Origin of the sequence: Paenibacillus sp. P46E (assembly GCF_001909095.1) — a bacterium.
GTDB lineage: Bacteria > Bacillota > Bacilli > Paenibacillales > Paenibacillaceae > Paenibacillus_AQ > Paenibacillus_AQ helianthi.
Window position 1 is genome coordinate 25,736 of the sequence record NZ_LVYZ01000002.1, and the last position, 20,672, is coordinate 46,407.

The 20,672-nt window shown below is 53.1% G+C and carries 16 protein-coding genes; 3 read left to right on the forward strand and 13 right to left on the reverse strand.

Annotated elements, in window-relative coordinates:
• Nucleotides 1–234: 234 nt before the first annotated feature.
• Nucleotides 235–4,524, reverse strand: a complete 4,290-nt coding sequence (locus tag A3849_RS01465) for a 2-hydroxyacyl-CoA dehydratase (RefSeq protein WP_256700624.1) — start codon at nt 4,522–4,524, stop codon at nt 235–237.
• A 124-nt stretch (nt 4,525–4,648) separates the two neighbouring features.
• Nucleotides 4,649–5,116, reverse strand: coding sequence for a thioredoxin-dependent thiol peroxidase (gene bcp / locus A3849_RS01470; RefSeq protein ID WP_074109850.1), 468 nt, complete (start codon nt 5,114–5,116; stop codon nt 4,649–4,651).
• Nucleotides 5,117–5,219: 103 nt separating this feature from the next.
• Here bcp and A3849_RS01475 point away from each other — a divergent pair, with 103 nt between their 5' ends.
• Together A3849_RS01475 and A3849_RS01480 are read left to right on the forward strand one after the other, a co-directional pair.
• Nucleotides 5,220–6,272 (forward strand): LCP family protein, encoded by a 1,053-nt coding sequence (locus A3849_RS01475; RefSeq protein ID WP_074109851.1) that lies wholly within the window; start codon nt 5,220–5,222, stop codon nt 6,270–6,272.
• Nucleotides 6,273–6,395: 123 nt separating this feature from the next.
• Complete coding sequence (locus A3849_RS01480; RefSeq protein WP_074086845.1) at nt 6,396–7,712, forward strand: glutamate-1-semialdehyde 2,1-aminomutase; 1,317 nt, start codon at nt 6,396–6,398, stop codon at nt 7,710–7,712.
• Nucleotides 7,713–7,859: 147 nt separating this feature from the next.
• On the opposite strand, the gene A3849_RS01485 is transcribed toward A3849_RS01480, so the two are convergent.
• The 10 genes from A3849_RS01485 to A3849_RS01525 all read right to left on the reverse strand — a co-directional run bounded on the left by A3849_RS01485 (nt 7,860) and on the right by A3849_RS01525 (nt 15,129).
• Nucleotides 7,860–8,105: a hypothetical protein gene (locus tag A3849_RS01485; protein WP_074109852.1), complete on the reverse strand. Its 246-nt coding sequence runs from the start codon at nt 8,103–8,105 to the stop codon at nt 7,860–7,862.
• Nucleotides 8,106–8,171: 66 nt separating this feature from the next.
• Nucleotides 8,172–8,747: a peptide deformylase gene (gene def / locus A3849_RS01490; protein ID WP_256700625.1), complete on the reverse strand. Its 576-nt coding sequence runs from the start codon at nt 8,745–8,747 to the stop codon at nt 8,172–8,174.
• A gap of 93 nt (nt 8,748–8,840) precedes the next feature.
• The gene (locus tag A3849_RS01495) at nt 8,841–10,133 is read right to left on the reverse strand and encodes a stalk domain-containing protein (protein WP_074109854.1); all 1,293 of its coding nucleotides are present in this window, start codon (nt 10,131–10,133) and stop codon (nt 8,841–8,843) included.
• A 104-nt stretch (nt 10,134–10,237) separates the two neighbouring features.
• A complete protein-coding gene (locus tag A3849_RS01500) occupies nt 10,238–10,501 on the reverse strand; it encodes a hypothetical protein (protein ID WP_074109855.1) in 264 nt (87 codons plus the stop codon).
• A 15-nt stretch (nt 10,502–10,516) separates the two neighbouring features.
• A complete protein-coding gene (locus tag A3849_RS01505) occupies nt 10,517–11,401 on the reverse strand; it encodes an inositol monophosphatase family protein (protein ID WP_074109856.1) in 885 nt (294 codons plus the stop codon).
• 4 nt (nt 11,402–11,405) lie between these two features.
• The gene (locus tag A3849_RS33430; protein WP_256700614.1) at nt 11,406–11,537 is read right to left on the reverse strand and encodes a hypothetical protein; all 132 of its coding nucleotides are present in this window, start codon (nt 11,535–11,537) and stop codon (nt 11,406–11,408) included.
• A 79-nt stretch (nt 11,538–11,616) separates the two neighbouring features.
• Nucleotides 11,617–12,624, reverse strand: coding sequence for a UV DNA damage repair endonuclease UvsE (gene uvsE / locus A3849_RS01510; protein ID WP_074109857.1), 1,008 nt, complete (start codon nt 12,622–12,624; stop codon nt 11,617–11,619).
• Entirely contained in the window at nt 12,621–12,938 is a 318-nt protein-coding gene (locus A3849_RS01515) for a hypothetical protein (RefSeq protein WP_074086838.1), read from the reverse strand. Before A3849_RS01515 ends, uvsE begins: the two co-directional genes overlap by 4 nt.
• A 48-nt stretch (nt 12,939–12,986) precedes the next feature.
• Nucleotides 12,987–14,078: a D-alanine--D-alanine ligase gene (locus A3849_RS01520; RefSeq protein ID WP_074109858.1), complete on the reverse strand. Its 1,092-nt coding sequence runs from the start codon at nt 14,076–14,078 to the stop codon at nt 12,987–12,989.
• A gap of 19 nt (nt 14,079–14,097) precedes the next feature.
• Nucleotides 14,098–15,129 (reverse strand): amidase domain-containing protein, encoded by a 1,032-nt coding sequence (locus A3849_RS01525; RefSeq protein ID WP_074110048.1) that lies wholly within the window; start codon nt 15,127–15,129, stop codon nt 14,098–14,100.
• 324 nt (nt 15,130–15,453) lie between these two features.
• Between A3849_RS01525 and acnA the strand changes: the two genes are divergently transcribed.
• Nucleotides 15,454–18,198 carry an aconitate hydratase AcnA gene (gene acnA, locus A3849_RS01530; RefSeq protein WP_074109859.1) on the forward strand — a complete coding sequence of 915 codons (2,745 nt, stop codon included), beginning with the start codon at nt 15,454–15,456 and terminating at the stop codon, nt 18,196–18,198.
• Between the two features lie 149 nt (nt 18,199–18,347).
• Here the strand turns inward: acnA and A3849_RS33850 are convergent, their stop codons facing one another.
• Nucleotides 18,348–20,570, reverse strand: coding sequence for a helix-turn-helix transcriptional regulator (locus A3849_RS33850; protein WP_083613325.1), 2,223 nt, complete (start codon nt 20,568–20,570; stop codon nt 18,348–18,350).
• Nucleotides 20,571–20,672: the final 102 nt, after the last annotated feature.

The window sequence follows — 20,672 nt, forward strand, 5'->3', positions numbered from 1 at the left end:
ACTATTTACTTATTTATTCGTCAACCATTTACTGAAAATTTCTGAAACTAGCATTTTCGTATTTGGAGTATTTCCGGTTTAATATATACTTTAGAAAAATGACAACATTATAGCGGAAGCGGTGAGCCTCACTGCAAAAATAACAGGACTCCTAAGCTCATTGAATCCGGCATCTAAAATAAAAAGCGTACCCCATCTGCTAAGGGCACGCTCTTTGAATTGATATCAATTAAGTTATAGGTCACTTCTAATGCTGCCTACCACTACAGGCTTAACCTTGCCGCCTTTTTTGACCTTAGTGGTAAAGGGGGGAGCACTATTCTCCAGCCCGCTGGCAATAGACATCATGAGCTTAATCCGGTTCGCCTGGTTCACGACACTGACCCCTGCATCATAATCAATGGCGGCAATGTTGGCCCCGGGATACAGATCCTTCAGCCCCTTAATCATTCCCCGTCCGGTAATATGATTCGGCAGACAGGCGAAAGGCTGGATACAAGCTATATTATTAACCCCGTTATCCAGCAGATCCATCATTTCCGCAGTCAGGAACCATCCCTCGCCCATTTGGTTACCCACAGAGACCAGGCGGCTGGCTTTCTCTGCCAGTCCGTAGATATTCTCCCGTCCTTTGGCCAGTCCTGCTTCTTCCAGCGCCACCTTAACCGGTTTGCGGTAAATTTCCAGATAAGAGATCAGCATTGGATTAATGTAGCCCAGCTTTTTGCTTTTTCCGAACTGCTCAGCTTTGTAAATGGGATTGTAGACGCAATAGAAAATAAAATCCAGGAAATCCGGCATGACCGCTTCTCCGCCCTCGGCTTCAATCATTTCAATGATGTGATTGTTGGCATCCGGATGAAATTTGATCAGGATTTCACCGACGATTCCCACTCGCGGCTTCACGGCCCTAATCACAGGGAGCTGGCTGAATTCTGCCACGATCTCCCGGGTCAGACGTTTGTATTCCCTGAACGAGAAGGTAGACAGGCTGGACTTGCAGCGGTCCATCCCTTTGCGGAACAAGGCCTGAGCGCTTCCCGGAATCACCTCATACGGTCTGAAGCGGTGCAGCAGACGCATCATCAGGTCGCCGTAACACGCGGCCGCAATCAGGCGGTTTGCCAGCTTGAGGCTAATGCGGAAGCCGGGCTGGTTCTCCATTCCGGAGGCATTCAGCGAAATTACCGGAATCTGCCCCAGCCCGGAGTCCTTCAGTGCCTTGCGCAGCAGTGAAATATAATTAGTTGCCCGGCAGCCTCCCCCCGTCTGCGACATAATCACAGCGGTCCGGTCCGGATCATAGTCTCCGCTCTTTAGCGCCGACAGCATTTGTCCGATGGTGACAATCGCCGGATAGCAGGCATCATTATTTACATATCTGAGACCTTCCTCTGTCTCCTTCGGTCCGGTGCTCTCCAGAATTTTGAGCCGGTATCCGGCGTCACGGAAGACCCGTTCGAACAGTTCGAAATGAATCGGTGACATTTGCGGAGCCAGAATAGTGTAGGTTTCCTTCATTTCCTTCGTAAAAGGCACGTTGGCCTGTGTCTTGTACAGAAGCTGAGGCTGAACATCACCCTTCTCCCGTTCGCGCATGGCCGCGAGCAGGGACCGCAGGCGGATGCGCGCGGCACCCAGATTGCTGATCTCATCAATCTTGATCAAGGTATATACCTTGTTATTGCGTTCCATAATGTCCTGAACCGCATCGCATGTGATGGCATCAATACCGCAGCCGAATGAGGTCAACTGCACCAGCTCCAGATCGTTTCTGCTGGCGGCCAGACGAGCTGCGCGGTACATCCGGGCGTGATAGGTCCACTGGTTGACTACTCCCACATCCCCTTCACTGCGGTCCAGATGACAGACGGAATCCTCGGTCAGCACAGCCAGCCCCATCCCCGTAATCATCTCGGCGATGCCATGATTAATCTCGGGGTCTGCATGGTAGGGATGTCCGCAGAGCAGAATCCCCTTGGTATCGCTATGAGTAAGGAATTCAAGCGTTTCTTCGCCTTTGTTGCGCAGATCCGCTTTGGCCCGTTCGGCTTCAGCAAGACCACTCTGCACGGCAGCGGCAATCTCTTCCTTGGGAATATCCATAAAAGTCTTCACTAGAACCCGGGTCAGCGCAGGGATATCATCGAAGGTCAGAAACGGGCTCACCAGCGGTATGCCTTTTTCTTTGAGCCCATCCATGTTGTTGCGGATGACTTCGGGATAGGAGGCCACCACTGGACAGTTGAAATGGTTCTGCGCTGCATCATCTTCTTTCTTCTCGTACACAACAGCCGGGTAAAAAATGAAGTCGACTCCCTTGCCAAGCAGGCTCTGGACATGGCCATGGGCCATCTTCGCCGGATAACAGATGGATTCCGAAGGGATGGTGTCCATTCCACTCTCGTAGAGCTTCTTACTGGACTTTGGCGACAACACCGTCCGGTAGCGCAGTGTAGTGAAAAAAGTGTGCCAGAACGGGTAGTTCTCGAACATATTCATAGTCCGCGGAATGCCGACCGTTCCCCGCTGCGCCTGCTCCTCAGGCAGCCCCTCATAATCAAAAAAACGTTCGTATTTATATTGCATCAGATTCGGAAGGCTATTCTTCTCCTTCTTGCCCCCTGCCCCGCGCTCACATCGGTTACCCGTAACATGGAAGCTCTTGTCAGGGAAGCGGCTGATTGTCAGAGCACAGTTGTTGGCGCAAAGGCCGCAGCGGCCCGGAGAGACTTCATATTTGAAAGCTTCCAGTTCCTCGGGTCCCAGAAGGGTGCTGATTCCGTCAAATCCGGCATGCTCTCTGGCAATCAGCGCACAGCCGTAAGCACCCATCACACCGGCAATATCCGGTCTGACCACGGTTCTCCCGGTAAGCAGTTCAAACGCCCGAAGCACCGCCTCATTATAAAAGGTACCGCCCTGTACAATGATATTGCGTCCCAGATCCTCGGGATTGCGGATTTTGATCACCTTTTGGAGCGCATTCTTGATCACAGAATACGCAAGCCCTGCCGATAAATCGGCAAGAGTAGCGCCTTCTTTCTGAACCTGCTTCACTTTGGAATTCATAAAGACCGTACAGCGCGAGCCCAGGTTGACCGGCTCCGTGGACTCCAATGCGGCTGCGGCAAATTCTCCAATGCCTAGCTCCAGTGCAGATGCAAAGCTCTCCAGGAAGGAGCCGCAGCCCGCGGAGCAGGCTTCATTCAGCATGAGGCTGTCGATGGCGCCGCCGCGGATCTTGATGCACTTCATATCCTGTCCGCCGATATCGAGGATGAAATCAACCTCCGGCATGAACTTGGAAGCTGCCTTATAGTGGGCTACCGTCTCCACTTCGCCTCCGTCTGTTCGAAGCGCTGCCTTGACCAGGCCTTCGCCATAACCGGTTGCATAGGCACCTGCAATATGACAGCCCTCCGGCAGAATCCGGTAAATCTCCTTCAGGGCATCGCTTACTGACTGCAGGGGATTGCCTTTGTTGCTTCCATAAAAGGTATAGAGGATTTCGTCCGCTGAGCCGGTAATCACCAGCTTGGTTGTGGTAGACCCGGCATCAATGCCGAGATAACAGGGACCGCGATATGTATCCAGTTCAGAGCGCGGAGCTGCCGCCTGGCCGTGGCGAAGACGGAACTGCGCCAGATCGTCCGGCGTCGCGAACAGCGGCTGCAGCTCGGCATCCTCAGCACGGTCGGCTGAGAAGTCCACGGCATCCAGCCGGGCCAGCCAGCCGGACAGCGGTAGAACCAGCGGATCGTTCTGTGATAGCGCTGAACCGATTGCGACAAAATACTGTGAACGCTCCGGGAACAGCACATCCCCTTCGTTCAGTCCAAGGGTCTCTGCAAAACGTTGCCGCAGCGCGGGCAGGAAGGTCAGCGGTCCGCCCAGGAAGGCTACCCGCCCGCGGATCGGACGGCCGCAGGCCAGTCCGCTGATCGTCTGGTTGACGATGCTCTGAAAAATAGAAGCCGCCACATCCTCGCGGCGGGCGCCTTCATTAAGCAGCGGCTGCACATCGCTTTTGGCAAATACACCGCAGCGCGATGCGATAGGGTAGATCCGTTCATGCTGTTCGGCCAGGGTATTCAGGCCCGCCGGGTCTGTCTGCAGCAGGGAAGCCATCTGATCAATGAACGCTCCCGTGCCGCCCGCACAGGCCGTGTTCATCCGCTGCTCAATGCCGCCGCTGAGATAGATAATCTTGGCGTCCTCTCCGCCAAGCTCAATCGCTGTATCACACTGCGGAATTAGTTCGCTAATCGCCTTAGTGCAGGCAATGACCTCCTGAACAAAGGGGACCTCGCCAAGCTTCGAAAGAGACAAGCCGGAGGAACCGCTTACAGTAAGTGCTGCCTCCCGATCCGGGAACCTGTCCCGCACATCCGACAGAAGGGAGAGGGCAGCTTTTTTTATATCGCTAAAATGTCTCACATAATCCTGATATACAATCGTATCACGTTCCATAACAACCAATTTGGCCGTAGTTGATCCGACGTCCAGCCCAATACGCAGCATCATCATGCCATCATCACCATGCCTTGCTCCAAATTTGAAGTAATATGAGGCAACTATATCATGAGAGCGCCTTATAGAGGCTGTTAGAAATGTTACAGACATTTACAATTAATTACTAGCATACTTATTTATTCATGATTTCTCCCAATACTGCTTCAACATGTCCTTTGACCCGGACCTTCCTCCATTCTTTGACCAGAAGACCCTGCTCATCAATGAGAAAGGTAGAGCGCACAATACCCATAAATTCTTTGCCGTACAGTTTCTTGAGCTGCCAGACTCCGAATAATTGGCTTACCTTATGCTCCTCATCAGCAAGCAGCGGAAAGGGCAAGCTGTTCTTCGCAGCAAACTTCGCGTGGGAAGCCAGACTGTCCGGACTGATTCCCAGCAGAACAGCATTACCCCGGGCTATCGGGTCCTCAGCGTCACGGAATTCGCAGGCCTCCTGGGTACAGGCAGGTGTCATATTTTTCGGATAAAAATACAGCACTACCTTGCTGCCCCGGTAATCCCGTAAGCTGATGTTCTGTCCAGTTGAAGCGGGAAGGGTGAAATCCGGCACTTCTTGTCCGACCTTAAGTTCGTTCATTTACTGTTTCGCTCCTTCATAATATCGATGTATATTCCGAAATTGCTTGTATACCTAAAAGAAATTATAATGTAGAGAATGTGAATGGGAAAGGAAGAACGAAATGTCACCAAGAAAGAAACGGCACGCAAAAGCCGGTAAGTCAAAAAAGAAACCGCTGCTTTGGACTCTGGCAATCATACTTCTCCTCATTATCGGCGGGGCAATTTATTATTTTGCTGAGATCTATAATCAAATGGACAATCTGCATAAGACGGGTGAAGACTCACCGTTTGCGGCACTCCCCTCTCCTTCGGCCGATGTTATTCAGCCTCCTAAATGGGAAGGTACCGAGCCAGTCAACATCCTGCTTATGGGTGTCGATGCGCGAGGAGTGAAGAAGGGTGAAGTACCACGCTCCGACACGATGCTGGTCGCCTCGCTTGACCCGGTCAAGAAGAAGTTTTATGTGTTCTCTATCCTCCGTGATACTTATGTTCCTATCCCTGAGCACGGCAAAGAACGTATCAATACGGCGATTACTCATGGACCCAACACGGCAATGCAGACAGTCAGCGATCTGCTCGGCATTCCGATTCAATATTATGTCTACACCGACTTTCAGGGCTTCATCAAGCTGGTGGATGCCGTTGGCGGGATCGATTACGATGTCGAGAAGGACATGGTCTACAAGACCAAAGCCGATGGACCGGAATACGATATTGATCTGAAAAAGGGCTTCCAGCACCTCGACGGCAGTATGGCGCTGCAATATGTGCGTTTCCGTCATGATGCTACCTCCGACTTCACCCGGACGGAGCGCCAGCGGGGCTTCCTTAAGGCGGTTGCAGACAAAGTAATAAGCACCACATCCATTATCAAGCTTCCCAATATCCTGTCCCAGGTTACCCCTTTCATTGATACCAACCTGGATGTGAATGATATGTGGAAGCTGGCTACCGTAGGCTATGACAGTTCCATGGGCGGCAGCGTGCAGGTTCCCCCAATGGATCTGCTTACTGAAGAAAAAACCAGCGGCGGTTCTGCAGTCATCGGCATCAGCAGCGAAGATGAGCTGAAGCAGTTCGTTCAAAACACGCTGACTGGTCCTGAGCCGTCTCCATCGCCTTCTGCTTCACCGGGCAGCAGCCCTTCGGCAAGCGCCGGGAGCAAATAGGGCACTCCATTTCAGAGATAATCGTAAATAAACCTATGCTTGGCATTAGGGCGGGCGAACAGCGGATGAATCCGGCGGTTCGCCCTTTCCCTTGTGCCACTACTATTGAAAGGATGATGAACCATGAACCGTACCACATCTGAACATTTGTATGAGGAAGCCCTGCAGCACATTGTCGGAGGCGTCAACAGTCCCTCCCGTTCCTTCAAAGCTGTAGGGGGCGGCGCTCCCGTCTTCATGAAACGCGCCGGCGGCTCCCGCTTCTGGGACGAAGATGGTAATGAATACATAGATTATCTGGCCGCCTACGGACCGATTATTACCGGACATGCCCATCCTCATATTACAGCAGCCATTACAAAGGCTGCTGAAAACGGGCTGCTGTACGGAACTCCCACGCAGCTTGAGATCAAGCTGGCCAAGATGCTGAAGGAAGCCATCCCTTCGATGGACAAAGTCCGCTTCGTCAACTCGGGCACTGAGGCCGTCATGACCACAATCCGCGTGGCCCGCGCGTATACGAAGCGCAGCAAGATTGTCAAATTCGCCGGCTGCTACCACGGCCATTCTGATCTTGTTCTGGTAGCCGCTGGTTCGGGTCCATCCACTCTCGGCATTCCCGACAGTGCCGGAGTACCTGCAAGCATCGCCCAGGAGGTCATTACCGTTCCCTTCAATGACTTGGACGCGCTGCGCGAAGCGCTGGACAAATGGGGCAAGGATGTCGCAGCGGTCATGGTAGAGCCGATTGTCGGTAATTTCGGCATGGTGATGCCGCAGCCGGGCTTCCTCGAAGGGCTCTGCAAGCAGGCTCACGACAATGGCTCACTCGTAATTTACGATGAAGTCATCACCGCTTTCCGTTTCCATTACGGTTCTACCCAAACCTATGCAGGACTGGATCATCATGAGGATATCATCCCTGACCTGACCGCACTGGGCAAAATTATCGGAGGCGGCCTGCCGATCGGCGCTTACGGCGGCCGCAAACATGTCATGGAACAGGTGGCTCCGCTCGGCCCGGCCTACCAGGCCGGAACAATGGCGGGCAATCCGGCCTCCATCTCCGCAGGCATTGCCTGCCTCGAGGTGCTTGCAGCAGAAGGTGTGTATGACGAAATGGAACGGCTGGCGATCCGTCTGACGGAAGGGCTTCAGGCCTCCGCTGACCGCCATGGCATCCCGTTGACCATCAACCGGATCCGCGGCTCATTCTCTACTCATTTCTGCAGCCATCCAGTGACTAATTATGATGAAGCGCAGGATACAGATGGCGAGCTGTTCGCCAGCTTCTTCCGCCATATGCTGAACCGCGGCATCAACCTGGCCCCGTCCAAGTATGAAGCCTGGTTCCTGACCACGGCTCATACCGATGCCGATATTGACCTCACTCTCGAAGCGGCAGACGCTTCGTTCCAGGCCATGGCGGCGGAGAAATAATACAATCCTTGCAGGCAACAGCCTCAGCTTCGCTGAAGCTCCTTAAATACAAACAGACCCACTGCGCAATAAGCGCAGTGGGTTGTTTTTTTGCGTTACCGTACAGCTAGTGAAAGTCAAACGGATTCTCCCGTTTAACCTCTCCTCTCATGGGGTGCTCCTGCTGCGGCCGTAAACAAATACTCCTGCAATGGATAAGGTGATTACCAGCCGAAGGAGAAAAGCCATATTGGATGCTGCCATCGATACAACGATATAGCTGACTACAATAGCCTTCTCCGCCATGAGATGCTTTTTAAATGTCCCGTTTCGAATCCTGTACAGGAACACTCCGATAATGACAAGAGCCAGTACGGTAAAAGTAACCGTCAGTATGTCTATGTTTATATCCATATAAACTCCCTTTTGCCGTCTCCTTCTGAATAACCATTTTCCCTGAGGAAAGCGGTTTAAACAGGCTTATCTGTTGCTCTTCTGATCGTAAAGACTACGGATATTCACGCCTTGGGGAAGCTTGAACGGATTCTCCTCATTGATCCGGTCATAGAACATAATCCCGTCGAGATGGTCGATTTCATGCTGAACGACAATAGCCTGATAGCCCCTGAATCTCATAATGACTTCCTTGCCGCTCATATTATATCCCTTTACCTTCACGGAGTCGTATCTTGGCACAAAGCCATGTACCGGACGGTCAACGGACAGGCAGCCCTCGCTCTCCGGCAGATAGACCATCGCCACCGAGTGGCTGATGATCTTGGGATTCACCCAAGCCTGCTCCACCATGTTGCCCTTCTCATCCCTCAGGTACATCACGAACATCCGCTTCAGCAGTCCGATCTGGTTGGCTGACAACCCGACACCCGAGCGCAGCTTGTATTTGGCGGATACTTCCGGATCCTGGCTGTTCTTCAAGAACTGCATCATGCACTGAAGCGCCTCTTGATCCTCGGTCTGTAAGGGCAGCTGAACAGGTTCAGCTACCGAGCGCAGCACGGGCTCCCCCTCACGCACAATATCATCCATGGTAATCATATACTCTGCATTATATTTCGCACTAGACAACAACATTCATCCACCTTTTATGCCATACGGGCTGAATTTATATTTATCTTATTTTATGTGTATTTATGGATTAATGAAAGCCGTCCGCAGCTTGCTGCTGTAATTCACATCAAAGCCGAGACCTGTGGCGAGTGCGGCAAGCGGCAGATAGGTTTTATCCTCCTTGCCTACCTTTTGCAGAAACGCCGGTGTATCAACAGCTACAGCTGTCCCGTTCACCTTGATTGTTTTGGAGCCAATAGTAATTACAACGGTTCTTCCACCGTACACAATGCTCGCACTCTGGGTTTTGTTGTCCCATTTGCCTTTGGCACCCACGGCATTCAGAATATCCTTAAGCGCCAGGAAGTTCTGGCCGTTCTTCAGAATCGGCTTATTCGGCGTATTTAGCTCCACTCCCTTCACCACAATCGACATAGGTGCCGATGCGGCTGTCCAGACAGGGACGGATGGCGTACGGTACTCTCCCCAATACGACTCGGCAAAAACCCGGGCGATGGTCTCATATCCCAGCTGGGTCGGATGAAAATCCGCTGCTCCCGCGCCAATAATATGGGTCAGCGAAGCTTCCACACCTGCGAACTTCTCCGCCACATGAGCCACTTTTACCGGAGCACCCGGCTGGTTCATGCTGGACGCCACACCTTCTGCTGCCACAGTGAACTGCTGCGCAGCACTCATCAGCTTCAGGTAGGAGCTGCTCACGGCAATCTTAGGCGCCGGCTGATACTGATCAGCCAACAGAATGGTGGCCTGCGGATTAACCGTACGGATATTCTGCAGAGCTGTCTTCACATTGGTGCTGTAGCTTGCCAAAAGCTGATCCAGCTCAGCCTTGAACGCCTCTTCTGTCAGATCTTTAGCCGTAAGCAGCAGGCTGCTCACATCATTTCCGCCGATCGTCAGCGTGATCAGATCCGCCTCACCAAGCTCTGTTTGGATCTGTGGCGTGAGTGCGGCAAATTGTTGAATCCGCGGGTCTGGAAGTCCAGGCTGTATCCCGTCAGCTGTTGTAACCGCTCCATCTTTAATAGCCGCGGTATAATTCAGCAACCCGGAAGTGGTAAGTCCAAGGATACCATAGTTGCTAAGAGCGCTTCTGCCATGATACCAGCCTTGCTCCAGCAGACGTTCCGCATATCCGTAAGGCTTCACATTCGGATCGGTCATTCCCGGCTCATAGCCGGCAGTGATGGAATCTCCCAAAGCTACGATGCGAAAAACATCCGGCTCCGCCCCCTGTGTTACTGTTGCTTCAGCTGCACTAGCAGACCCCGCTCCTGCACTGATCAATAACGTGAACAGCAGCAGGCTGCTTGTGCCAGCCGTGTACACTTTTTTCCATACGTTCAGCATCGTATCCCTCCCAAATTGGTATAATTCCATTCTAACACCCAGTCCGCCTATGCAAAAGAGCGGCTTCCCGATATCGGGAAGCCGCTCTGGCATGAATCGATCTATTATTGCTTCGGATCATCGGTGTCTATTAAGGCATTGTCTTTCTCCGTACGCTTCAGATATTTATCATATCTGTCATCCAGCTCATGGCCGAATTTGCGGTAGCGCAGCGTTTCTTCCACAATCGGATCAAGTGTGGTCTGAATACGAATCTCATACTTGGGTGAGATCTGGCGGATTTCCTTGGCGGTCCGGTCTGTCTCCTCCATCTCACCATCCTCCAGCATTTCACTCAGCTTGCGCTCCAGATCGTCCTTCTCGCTCATGCTTCCCGCCGCCTCCTACTTCTTATATCCCGTTGCCTTAGCTTCTTCCAGCGAACCCACAAGGAAATCATGGATTCGGCCATTGCTTGCCACCACATGACGTGTTCCGATGTCATAGGGATTGCCCTGCGTATCCGTCACCTTGCCGCCGGACTCCAATACCAGAAGCACACCTGCTGCACAGTCCCACGGACTTAAGCCGACTTCCCAATAGCCATCCACCCGGCCCGCTGCCACATAAGCCAGATGCAGAGCGGCAGACCCGCCTGCACGGACGCCGCGGATCTGCGGCAGAATCTGCTGCAGCCCGGCCATGTTGGCGGGCTGGGCAAAGAGACGGTCTGGAGGGAAGCCCATGGCTACCAGGCTGCTTCCCGGGTCTGCTTCAGCAGAAACGGAGGTAGGTATACCGTGCATATACGCGCCTTTGCCCTTCTCGGCGACGAACATTTCATCCCGGATAGGGTCATAGATCACCCCTACTGTCAGCTCTCCCTTGACTACCAGGGCTATGGAGACACAATAAAACGGAAAGCCATGTACGAAGTTAGTCGTGCCGTCTATCGGGTCTACAATCCATAAATACTCATGCTTCCGCCCTTCTTCCAGAGCTGCGGCCAAAGCGTCGGCCCCAGGCTGAACGCTCTCTTCCCCGAGAATGGCATGGTCGGGATAATGGGTCAGGATCAGCCGGCGTATCATCTGCTCCACGCCTTTGTCGACTTCTGTAACCAGATCCTGGGCCGACGTCTTGCTGCCCAGTTCCTTCACATGACCCTGTCTGTTCTTGATCCATTCCCCCGCTTTGGCAGCGGCGTTGATGGCTGCAGCCGTATGCCCCTTACTGGTAACGACGTAGGGCTCGCGGTCATTCCGGTTATCAGGATTTGTAGGATTCATATCTTCACTCCGCTTTCTTGAACATAATTGTTCTCATATGTAAAGACAACGTTCGCTCTCTGGGATCAGACTTGCATCCGTCAATCAGCCAGGCCAGGTGTTCCCGGCGCTGGCCTTCTTCTTGCTTAAGTTTCATTCAACGTACCCTATTTCAAGGGACTTATCAAGTCATACCTTACCCCGTTTCCCGCCCCTAGCCCCGGGTTATGCGGGGTTTATGGTTCAATATTAACGCTGGCTCCATCTAATACCTTTATTCCGCTCCCGGCTTCAGCCAGCTCCTTCAGGGCTTCCATCAGATCAAACAATGCCCCGTCCTTGGCTTTCGCTTCAATCATCGCATCCACGGCCGGAGTATCCGCAGCGATGCGCTTCAGAAAAGCCAGAAGAGGCGCGGGCTCGACACCGTCGGCATGACTTCTCGGGTCCGAAGGGCTGCGCGGGCTGGAGACATGGATCTTCGGGGGCAGCCACTCACCGGGGAGTGTATCTGTCTGTGCCAGTGGGGTCTGCCAGGTCTTCAGGATCTCCGGCCACAGCTCCCATGGAAGCTCGCCTTCGTTATTCACCCACTGATGATGGATATCGAGAACCATCGGCAGACCCAGCCTCCGGCTGACCTCAAGGGTCTCCGGCGCGGTGAATGTCTTGTCATCATTCTCCAGTGTAATCCGCTCCTGCAATGCTTGCGGCAATGCCGCAAATTGCTCTACGAAGCGTGCAGCCGCCGCAGGCTTGTCCCCGTAAGCGCCGCCGATATGGATGTTGTTCTTCGCGGTTGCGGGAAGGCCCATGGCATTCAGCATAGCCACATGATGCTGCAGATCGCGGATGGAGCTGGCCAGCACCTCGGGCCGGGGAGTGCTCAGAACCGTAAAATGATCGGGATGAAAAGAAACCCGTAGTCCGTGTTTTTTCACGTAGCTGCCTACTTCGGCAAAATCAGGAGTGAGTGCGGCAAAAGGATTCCAATCCTGCATGTCGGGATGCGTAGCTAGCGGAATCAGTTTGGAGGTCAGGCGGTATACCTGGATATCCGAGCCGACATTATGTTTCAGCAGACGCAGGGTATTATGAAGATTCCCGCGGGCAATAGTTTCCAGCCGCCGGATTCCGGCCTCCCGGTCACCCAGCTTGTTGAAGCTTGCCATGGTCATGGTTTTGGAGGGCGAGCAGTCCGGAATGACTGTGGACATAGCTACATAGCCAAACCGGACAATCATCCTTCTTCCCCAAAAAACATCTCATACGCCAGCGCCGTCTGTATCCTCGATTCTTCGTCATTCAGCTTGCGTACCAAATCCATCTCTACAGCGGTAACCTCATTGCCCTGAAAATTAATTTCCGCAATAGACGCGGAAATTTTGACAATAGCAACTGCCACATTCTCTGGTGTATAGGCGATAACCTTCTGACCGGTCGGATACACGCGGAAGCCCTGTTTAACCATTTTGGTGCGGCCGTATTCCAGCAGCTCGTACAGCTCCTGCTCATTCTTGAACTTGCACACGGAATTGAATTCGGATTGAAATCCCATCCTGTTCCTCTCCTTCCCGGCCGGAATCACCCCGCCGCTCGCAAAATGTTATTCGTTATCGTACTTCAGGTTCTGCTTGAAATGGTAACGCTCCAGCGCCAGCTCAATCATGCGGTCCAGCAGGGTCTGATAGGATACCCCCGTCTCGCGCCACAGTAGCGGATACATGCTGAACGGTGTGAAGCCGGGCATCGTGTTCACTTCATTTATGAGGATTTTTCCGTCTGATTTGCGGAGGAAGAAATCGGCCCGGGTAATGCCGCTGCCCTCAATGGCCCGGAAGGCCTGAATGGCGGATTCCCGCAGACGGTCTGCAACCTCAGAGTCTACAGGTGCCGGAATCAGCATCTGCGATTTGCCGTCGGTGTATTTTGCCGCGTAATCATAATATTCACCAGAAGAGACGATTTCACCCGGAACCGATGCCTCAGGCTCCTCATTGCCGAGCACACTGACTTCAACCTCGCGCGCATCAACGAATTCTTCAATAATGACTTTGGTATCGTACCGGAACGCAAAATCGACCGCCTTGATCAGGCTTTCCTTGTCCACGGCTTTGGAAATGCCTACACTGGACCCCAGATTGGCCGGCTTGACGAATACCGGATACCCCAGCTTATCTTCCAGGCCGATGATCAGCTCATGACTTTTGCGTTTCCAGGAACTGATATTAAAATAGCAGTATTCGCACTGATCCAGACCGGCTTCCCCGAACAGCTTCTTCATCACGACTTTATCCATACCCGCAGAAGATGCAAGCACGCCTGCGCCGATATACGGGATATTAGCCATTTCGAACAAGCCCTGAATCGTTCCGTCCTCCCCGTTGGTACCATGCAGCAGCGGGAACATCACATCAATCACCTGGCCGCCGCCGGTCAGACCGCTGAATACTGCATTTAACGCCATGCCCATATCCCCGGATTCGCCGCCCAGCTTCAACTGCTCAATAGCGCCAAAAGGTGCGTCCAGCACGGCTCCGACCTTCCAGAGCCCCTGCTTCGAAATATAAAAAGGAATAATCTCATATTTAGCGTAGTCAAAAGCATTCATAACCGCAAACGCCGTCTGCAGCGATACCTCGTGCTCCCCGGATTTGCCGCCGTACACCAGTCCTACGGTTAATTTTGTGTCACCCATGCCCTAACCTCTTTCTGATTTATAAATAGTCATTAATATGAAAAAAACGGTAGGCCGTTCTGTCGGTCCATGCGTAGGAATCACGATAATCCCAAAAGCGGTGCCGGCTGCTGACTGTCCTTGCATTCACCAGCGGCTGTCCCGCTGCGTCAAAAGCGGTAACAATCGTGCTGTGTTGATAATGGCCGTTGCCGTCCCAATCATACTGGATAACATCCCCAAGCATCAGCTGATCTGCCCGTTCCACCGCCTCGGCCCGTAGTCCGCTGCTCCGGCCTGCACTTAAATATCGCTGCAGACTGTCCGACACTGCCCAGCTGAAGCTCCACCATTCCTGCGCGCCGTTATAGCCTTTGTACCACCAGCCCGTTTCTCTTTTACCAGTATAGTTGATAGGCGCTCCCCCTGCAAAGAGACATTGGGACACATAATTAGTGCAGTCCACATCAAATACCTCGAACTCCGGATTGCCGTCCTTCCACCACCGGTCGGCATAAGCGGCTGCCTCTTCCCGGCGGTAGCGCACTTCTTTGCCGCTGGCAATGCTGCGGAGTATACTCTTGTTAAGCAATGGCTGCGACGGCTGCGGAACGGGGAGCACCTCGCCCCATTTGGACAGCCGAAGTAGAGGCTCCGGTCCCAGCACTTTGCGTATCGAATTCCGCTCAGGCACACTGCGCTCCACAGCGGTAATCTCCCAGGTGCCCCCTTCACTCACAAAAGTCAGCCGCTCCGTTTCAATGACATCCTCACGGTGCGTGATGCCGCCCTTCTCGTAATAGAGCGCACTGTGCAGCGCTACATCTGCAACCACCTCGGACGGGTTCTGCCGGACCGTCCGCAATGTGCGGACGCCTGTCTCCGAACGAAGCGGTGTAATGCCCCGCCGCTGGTACCACTGCGCCAGACGCCGGGAGCGCTCGCCCTGCTCCAGCAGGAACCGCGGGTCCCTGACCGCACTGCTGCGCTGCTGGTCAACTCCCGGCGCAACACGGCCTTTATTCACTTGATCTACGTAGACGTAGAGGCTTTTCTTCCACTGCTGTTCCATTCCATTCCCGCCCTTCATCCCTGTTTAGCTGCTGCCCTATGTATATGAAGAAAACCTCGCAGCTATACAGCTAGAAAAAAGAAGAAACGCTTTTGGCTTAGGGAGAGACGGGATAGCGGATTTTTATTAACGCGATGAAGGGGGAAGGGGAGCTCAAATCATAGCAATCCCCTTATTTTCCAGGGGCCAAACCTCACATCCGATTGAATAATCCGGGCCTTTCTGCAGCAAAAAATACTTTACTCGACCTTATGTAACCGTTATACTTATGATATACGAAAAATTGAAATGTAGTTTCATTAGATGAAACGAGGAGGCGCATATATGCCAAGCAAGGACCACTTTTCGCTGGCCCGCACCCTGGAGTCAGGCGGCAAAAGCTATCGCTACTATCATCTTAACTCCCTTGAAGAGCAAGGCGCAGGGGCTATTTCCTCCCTGCCATTCTCCATCAAAGTATTGCTTGAGGCCGCTGTCCGCCAATATGACGGACGGGCGATTACCGAAGAACATGTGAAGCAGTTGGCGGATTGGTCTGGCGGTATCGACCGCAATAAGGAAATCCCCTTCATCCCGGCCCGGATCGTGCTGCAGGATTTCACCGGGGTACCGGTGGTTGTTGATCTGGCCGCTATGCGTGACACTGTAAAGAAAGCCGGCGGTGACCCGAAGAAGATCAATCCGCTCGTACCGGTTGACCTGGTCATTGACCATTCGGTTATGGTCGATGCTTTTGGCACCGCAGACGCGCTTGAATACAATATGAACGTGGAATTCGAACGTAACGAAGAACGCTACCGGTTCCTGCGCTGGGCGCAGACCGCCTTCAACAATTTCCGTGCGGTTCCGCCGGCAACCGGCATTGTGCACCAGGTTAACCTGGAGTATCTGGCCTCCGTGGCAACTACCAAGACTGTTGACGGCGAAACCGTGGTCTATCCGGACTCCCTGGTTGGTACCGATTCCCATACGACGATGATTAACGGTCTCGGCGTTGTAGGCTGGGGTGTAGGCGGCATCGAGGCGGAAGCCGGCATGCTGGGTCAGCCGCTCTATTTTGTAACACCGGATGTGGTGGGCTTCAAGCTTACCGGCAGTCTGGTAGAAGGAGCTACGGCAACCGATCTGGCGCTGACCGTCACCCAGATGCTGCGCAAAAAGGGCGTAGTCGGCAAATTTGTTGAATTCTACGGACCTGGCCTGGCCAACATCAGCCTGGCAGACCGTGCAACCGTAGCCAATATGGCTCCGGAATATGGGGCAACCATTGGTTTCTTCCCTGTGGACGATGAGACGCTTGCCTACCTGCGCAGCACCGGCCGTCCGGATGAGCTTGTGGAGCTGGTTGGAGATTATTACAAGGCACAGGGTATGTTCCGCACCTCCGAAACGCCGGACCCGCTGTTCAGTGATTTCATTGAGCTAGACTTAGCTTCTGTGGTTCCGAGTCTTGCCGGACCGAAACGTCCGCAGGACCGGGTAGAGCTGACGCATATGAAGGAAAACTTCGAAGGCATCATCCGCACTCCAGTTGACAAAGGCGGTTATGGCCTGAGCGACGAGAAAATAAACGAAGTGGTGGAAGTGCAGCATAAGAACGGCACGAGCAGCAAGCTAAGCACAGGAGCGGTTGTGATTGCAGCCATTACGAGCTGCACCAACACCTCCAACCCGAGTGTAATGCTGGGAGCCGGCCTGCTGGCCAAGAAGGCGGTAGAGCGCGGATTGACCAAACCGGGATACGTAAAAAGCAGCCTCACGCCAGGCTCGCTGGTCGTTACCGAGTACCTGGAAAAGGCTAATCTGCTGAAGCCTCTGGAAGCACTGGGCTTTTATCTGGCCGGTTATGGCTGTGCTACCTGTATCGGCAACTCCGGCCCGCTGCCGGATGAAGTCAGCCAGGCGATTACAGACCATGATATGACGGTAGCTGCCGTAATCTCCGGGAACCGGAACTTTGAAGGCCGCGTGCATGCACAGGTCAAAGCCAATTACCTGGCCTCCCCGCCGCTTGTCGTAGCCTATGCCCTGGCAGGTACGGTTAACATTGATCTGAAAACCGAGCCGCTGGGTTATGATCCGCAAGGCGAGCCTGTCTTCCTTGCTGATATCTGGCCAACCACTGCGGAAATCCGCGAAGCCATCGCCCTCTCCCTGAGTCCGGAGATGTTCCGCCGGAAATACGAGAATGTATTCACGGCTAATGAGCGCTGGAACTCGATTCCGGTACCGGAAGGCGAGCTGTATGAATGGGACGACAACTCAACGTATATCCAGAACCCGCCGTTCTTTGAACATCTGGCAGACGGTGTCGGCGATATTGAGAACATCCGTAATGCCCGGGTGCTTGCACTGCTTGCTGATTCCGTAACCACTGACCACATCTCGCCAGCGGGTAATATCTCCAACTCCGGTCCTGCCGGTGAATATCTGCGGAGCCATGGCGTGGACCGCGCCGACTTCAACTCCTACGGCTCGCGCCGCGGGAACCATGAAGTGATGATGCGCGGCACGTTCGCAAACATCCGTATCCGTAATGCGGTTGCTCCGGGAACGGAAGGCGGAGTCACTACCTTCCTGCCCAGCGAAGAAGTGATGTCGATCTATGATGCGTCCATGCTGTACCAATCCGCAGGACAGAATCTGATCGTCATTGCCGGCAAGGAGTACGGTACCGGCAGTTCCCGCGACTGGGCAGCCAAAGGTACACTCCTGCTGGGCGTCAAAGCCGTTATCGCCGAAAGCTTCGAGCGGATTCACCGCAGCAATCTGGTCGGCATGGGCGTGCTGCCGCTGCAATTCCAGGAAGGTCATGGCTGGAGCAGCATGGGGCTGACCGGACGCGAGACCTTCAACATCACTGGACTTGGCAACGATGTAACGCCTGGTCAAGAGCTGACTGTCACCGCTACCCGTGAAGACGGCACCCAGTTTGAATTCCCGGTCATTGCCCGTCTCGATAGCACCGTGGACATTGACTACTACCGCAATGGCGGGATTCTGCAGACCGTGCTCCGCCAGATGCTGGCCGATGCTACCACTTCAGATTCAGCGCTTCCGGTGGAATAAATCTTTCGCAGAAGACCGGCTACCTGCGTTTTGCATGGGATGCCAGTCTTCTCCGATTACAAAACAGCCTCCAACCTCTCCCTGCGGGAGGATTGAAGGCTGTTTTGTTTTGAGAACTATTGCACTTGGCTGGAGGAGACTTCCAAACTCTATATCTCAATCCGCTCCGAATTTAGAATCCTTTTATAGACAAGGGCAATGATCTGCGAGCGGTCGCTAACATTCATTTTATCAAAGATGCGGCTCAAATGATTCTTGACCGTATGTTCGCTAATGAACAACGCCGCAGCTATATCCTTATTCGTCTTGCCGAGAATAATCAACTCAAGCACCTCTTCTTCACGGGGCGAGATCCCCCATTCCTCCTTCGGTGACTTGAGGGATGTATTATTCAGGAGCTTAACAGGCGAGACGGGCTGCATATCACGCTGTTCCCCGGACCGGCTGAGCAGAAAGGACTGAAACGCCACCCGCGGCTCCGCATCAATTACTGCTTTTACATTGATGTCCAATTGAAATCTTGAAGTAACGATCCCTTTCTCCCGGTTGTCTTTCAGCATCTCTGCCTGCTCCTGTTGGCCTGCATGATGCAGCACAAGTGCCAGCAACTGGGCCTCAAAGGACAGCATGGGTTTCTCAATTTCAAAGTAAAAAGCGGACAATTGATCTACCTGGTTCAGCAGCGATACTTCTTGAATGTAAAAATCATATTCCATTAGTACCTCCAGCGGAAAAGGTGCCAGCTTACAAGCAAGTTTCAGCCGCTCGGACTCTTTCTCCGGCAGGCCTGCATAGCGGGCAAAATCATAAGCCATATTCGAAGCTTCCAGCGAAATGTGCTGCAGCTCCGGATGATGATTCTGCAGATTTTGGAGGAGGTTATTCAAGAAGGTCTCCGCTTGTTTAGCATACCTGCTGTCCTTCTCCAGAAGACGGATAGCCGTCGTTGCCAGAGTGGCAAAGCACTCCATAAAGGCCCGCCATTCCTGCGCTTCAATCCGTTTGCGGAATCCGATGGACAATATCCCTTTGTATACATTCTCCGCGATTAACGGGCATTCCAGCAAAAAACGTTCTCCTTGAGTCTCATGGATGACTGAGCTAGAGAGAAAAGCCTGGGGGGAATACCGCTTCTCCAGCTCCTTCGCGTAGAACTGCTCATCTGCCTCCGGCCAGCCTCTGGCGTAATATGTACTCTGATCCGCTTTGGGGTTGTGAAAAAAGACAAGGACAGAGGCAGGGGAAAAGGGCATGCTCATTACAGTGTCCATCAGTTGGCTTCCGAGCTCCTTATGAGAGGCCGCCAGCGGCAGCCGCCGCACAGCTTCTTTAAGAATGAGGGTTCCTTCTTTGCGCAGCTCTTCCCGCTGTATCAGCTTCTGCCCTCTATCGGAAATCCCCAGTAATGAGGCTACACACTGCTCCTGGGGGTCGTAGTTCTGTATATGTTCACTTTTACCGAAGCCAACGGTCAGCAGAAGCGCTCTTCTGCCGCCATAGATCATAGCAGGGTAGCAGGATAAATACTCCGGCTGCGGAAGACCGCGCTGCGTGAAGAACAGAGACCTCGGGTCCATCGCGCTCGTTCTCCAGTGCCGTGGCTCCTTGCCTAGTGCAGCCTGTCCCAGGAATCCGTCGCCTTGCTGGAATACGGCATTCATTAGCTGGTCCGATCCTTTGCCGGCACAATACTTCACCTGGAATTCTCCAGCCTCATTCTCTTTGGCAAAAGCATATAAATCCCCAGCAGAAGGGGTGGCCGCCAATTGCTGCAGTACCTCTTCAACCTTAAGATAACCCTTCTCCAGATTCATTAAGAGCCCGGAGATCATATCTCCGAAGCCTTGCGTGGCAGAGGCACCCCCACAGCCGGACAACAACTTGCTTAGGATGCGGCCAAGCACGGCGATCTTGTCGCGTATTTCTGCAATGCGCTCCCGGCTGAGCTCAGGCACAGCAAGCAGTTCTCTACATAAATGCTCATAGACCGGATGATTCTTCATTTTCGCTTCAAATGCAGGCATCACCAGCGCTTTGGAGCCCTCTTGCATATAGATACCCGACCATAAATAATAGACCTGTCCATAACCGGGGAACAGCGGGATGATGGCATATTTCAATCCGGGAATCCACTCCTCCAGAATTACAGGATGCGACAAAGGACCCAATCTCCGCAGGGTAGGCTTGAAAGGGCTGTCTATACTTTGGAGTGAAGTCAAAATGACCTCATAAAACATTCCTGGAGCTACCGGACGAGTAAAGACGTTCCCCTCCTGATCTGTTAGTACGATAGCCTGCCCAGTAATCCTGCTGAATGATTCCTGGAGCTGCTCCATCTCCTCCATTAATGAATCGGGTACTACAGTTGCCATCCTATCACCCCATGCCCCGGAATTAACCACGATGTCCTATAGATAATGACTGTACAATTACCTTCACTTACTAATTACCCCCTAAATCGACTATATAACGGA

Bases quoted from the DNA above. Each gene is read 5' to 3' on its own strand.
- A3849_RS01465 (WP_256700624.1), bottom strand. From the start codon at position 4,524: ATGCTGCGTATTGGGCTGGACGTCGGATCAACTACGGCCAAATTGGTT.
- bcp (WP_074109850.1), bottom strand. From the start codon at position 5,116: ATGAACGAACTTAAGGTCGGACAAGAAGTGCCGGATTTCACCCTTCCC.
- A3849_RS01475 (WP_074109851.1), top strand. From the start codon at position 5,220: ATGTCACCAAGAAAGAAACGGCACGCAAAAGCCGGTAAGTCAAAAAAG.
- A3849_RS01480 (WP_074086845.1), top strand. From the start codon at position 6,396: ATGAACCGTACCACATCTGAACATTTGTATGAGGAAGCCCTGCAGCAC.
- A3849_RS01485 (WP_074109852.1), bottom strand. From the start codon at position 8,105: ATGGATATAAACATAGACATACTGACGGTTACTTTTACCGTACTGGCT.
- def (WP_256700625.1), bottom strand. From the start codon at position 8,747: ATGATTACCATGGATGATATTGTGCGTGAGGGGGAGCCCGTGCTGCGC.
- A3849_RS01495 (WP_074109854.1), bottom strand. From the start codon at position 10,133: ATGCTGAACGTATGGAAAAAAGTGTACACGGCTGGCACAAGCAGCCTG.
- A3849_RS01500 (WP_074109855.1), bottom strand. From the start codon at position 10,501: ATGAGCGAGAAGGACGATCTGGAGCGCAAGCTGAGTGAAATGCTGGAG.
- A3849_RS01505 (WP_074109856.1), bottom strand. From the start codon at position 11,401: ATGAATCCTACAAATCCTGATAACCGGAATGACCGCGAGCCCTACGTC.
- A3849_RS33430 (WP_256700614.1), bottom strand. From the start codon at position 11,537: ATGAAACTTAAGCAAGAAGAAGGCCAGCGCCGGGAACACCTGGCCTGG.
- uvsE (WP_074109857.1), bottom strand. From the start codon at position 12,624: ATGATTGTCCGGTTTGGCTATGTAGCTATGTCCACAGTCATTCCGGAC.
- A3849_RS01515 (WP_074086838.1), bottom strand. From the start codon at position 12,938: ATGGGATTTCAATCCGAATTCAATTCCGTGTGCAAGTTCAAGAATGAG.
- A3849_RS01520 (WP_074109858.1), bottom strand. From the start codon at position 14,078: ATGGGTGACACAAAATTAACCGTAGGACTGGTGTACGGCGGCAAATCC.
- A3849_RS01525 (WP_074110048.1), bottom strand. From the start codon at position 15,129: ATGGAACAGCAGTGGAAGAAAAGCCTCTACGTCTACGTAGATCAAGTG.
- acnA (WP_074109859.1), top strand. From the start codon at position 15,454: ATGCCAAGCAAGGACCACTTTTCGCTGGCCCGCACCCTGGAGTCAGGC.
- A3849_RS33850 (WP_083613325.1), bottom strand. From the start codon at position 20,570: ATGGCAACTGTAGTACCCGATTCATTAATGGAGGAGATGGAGCAGCTC.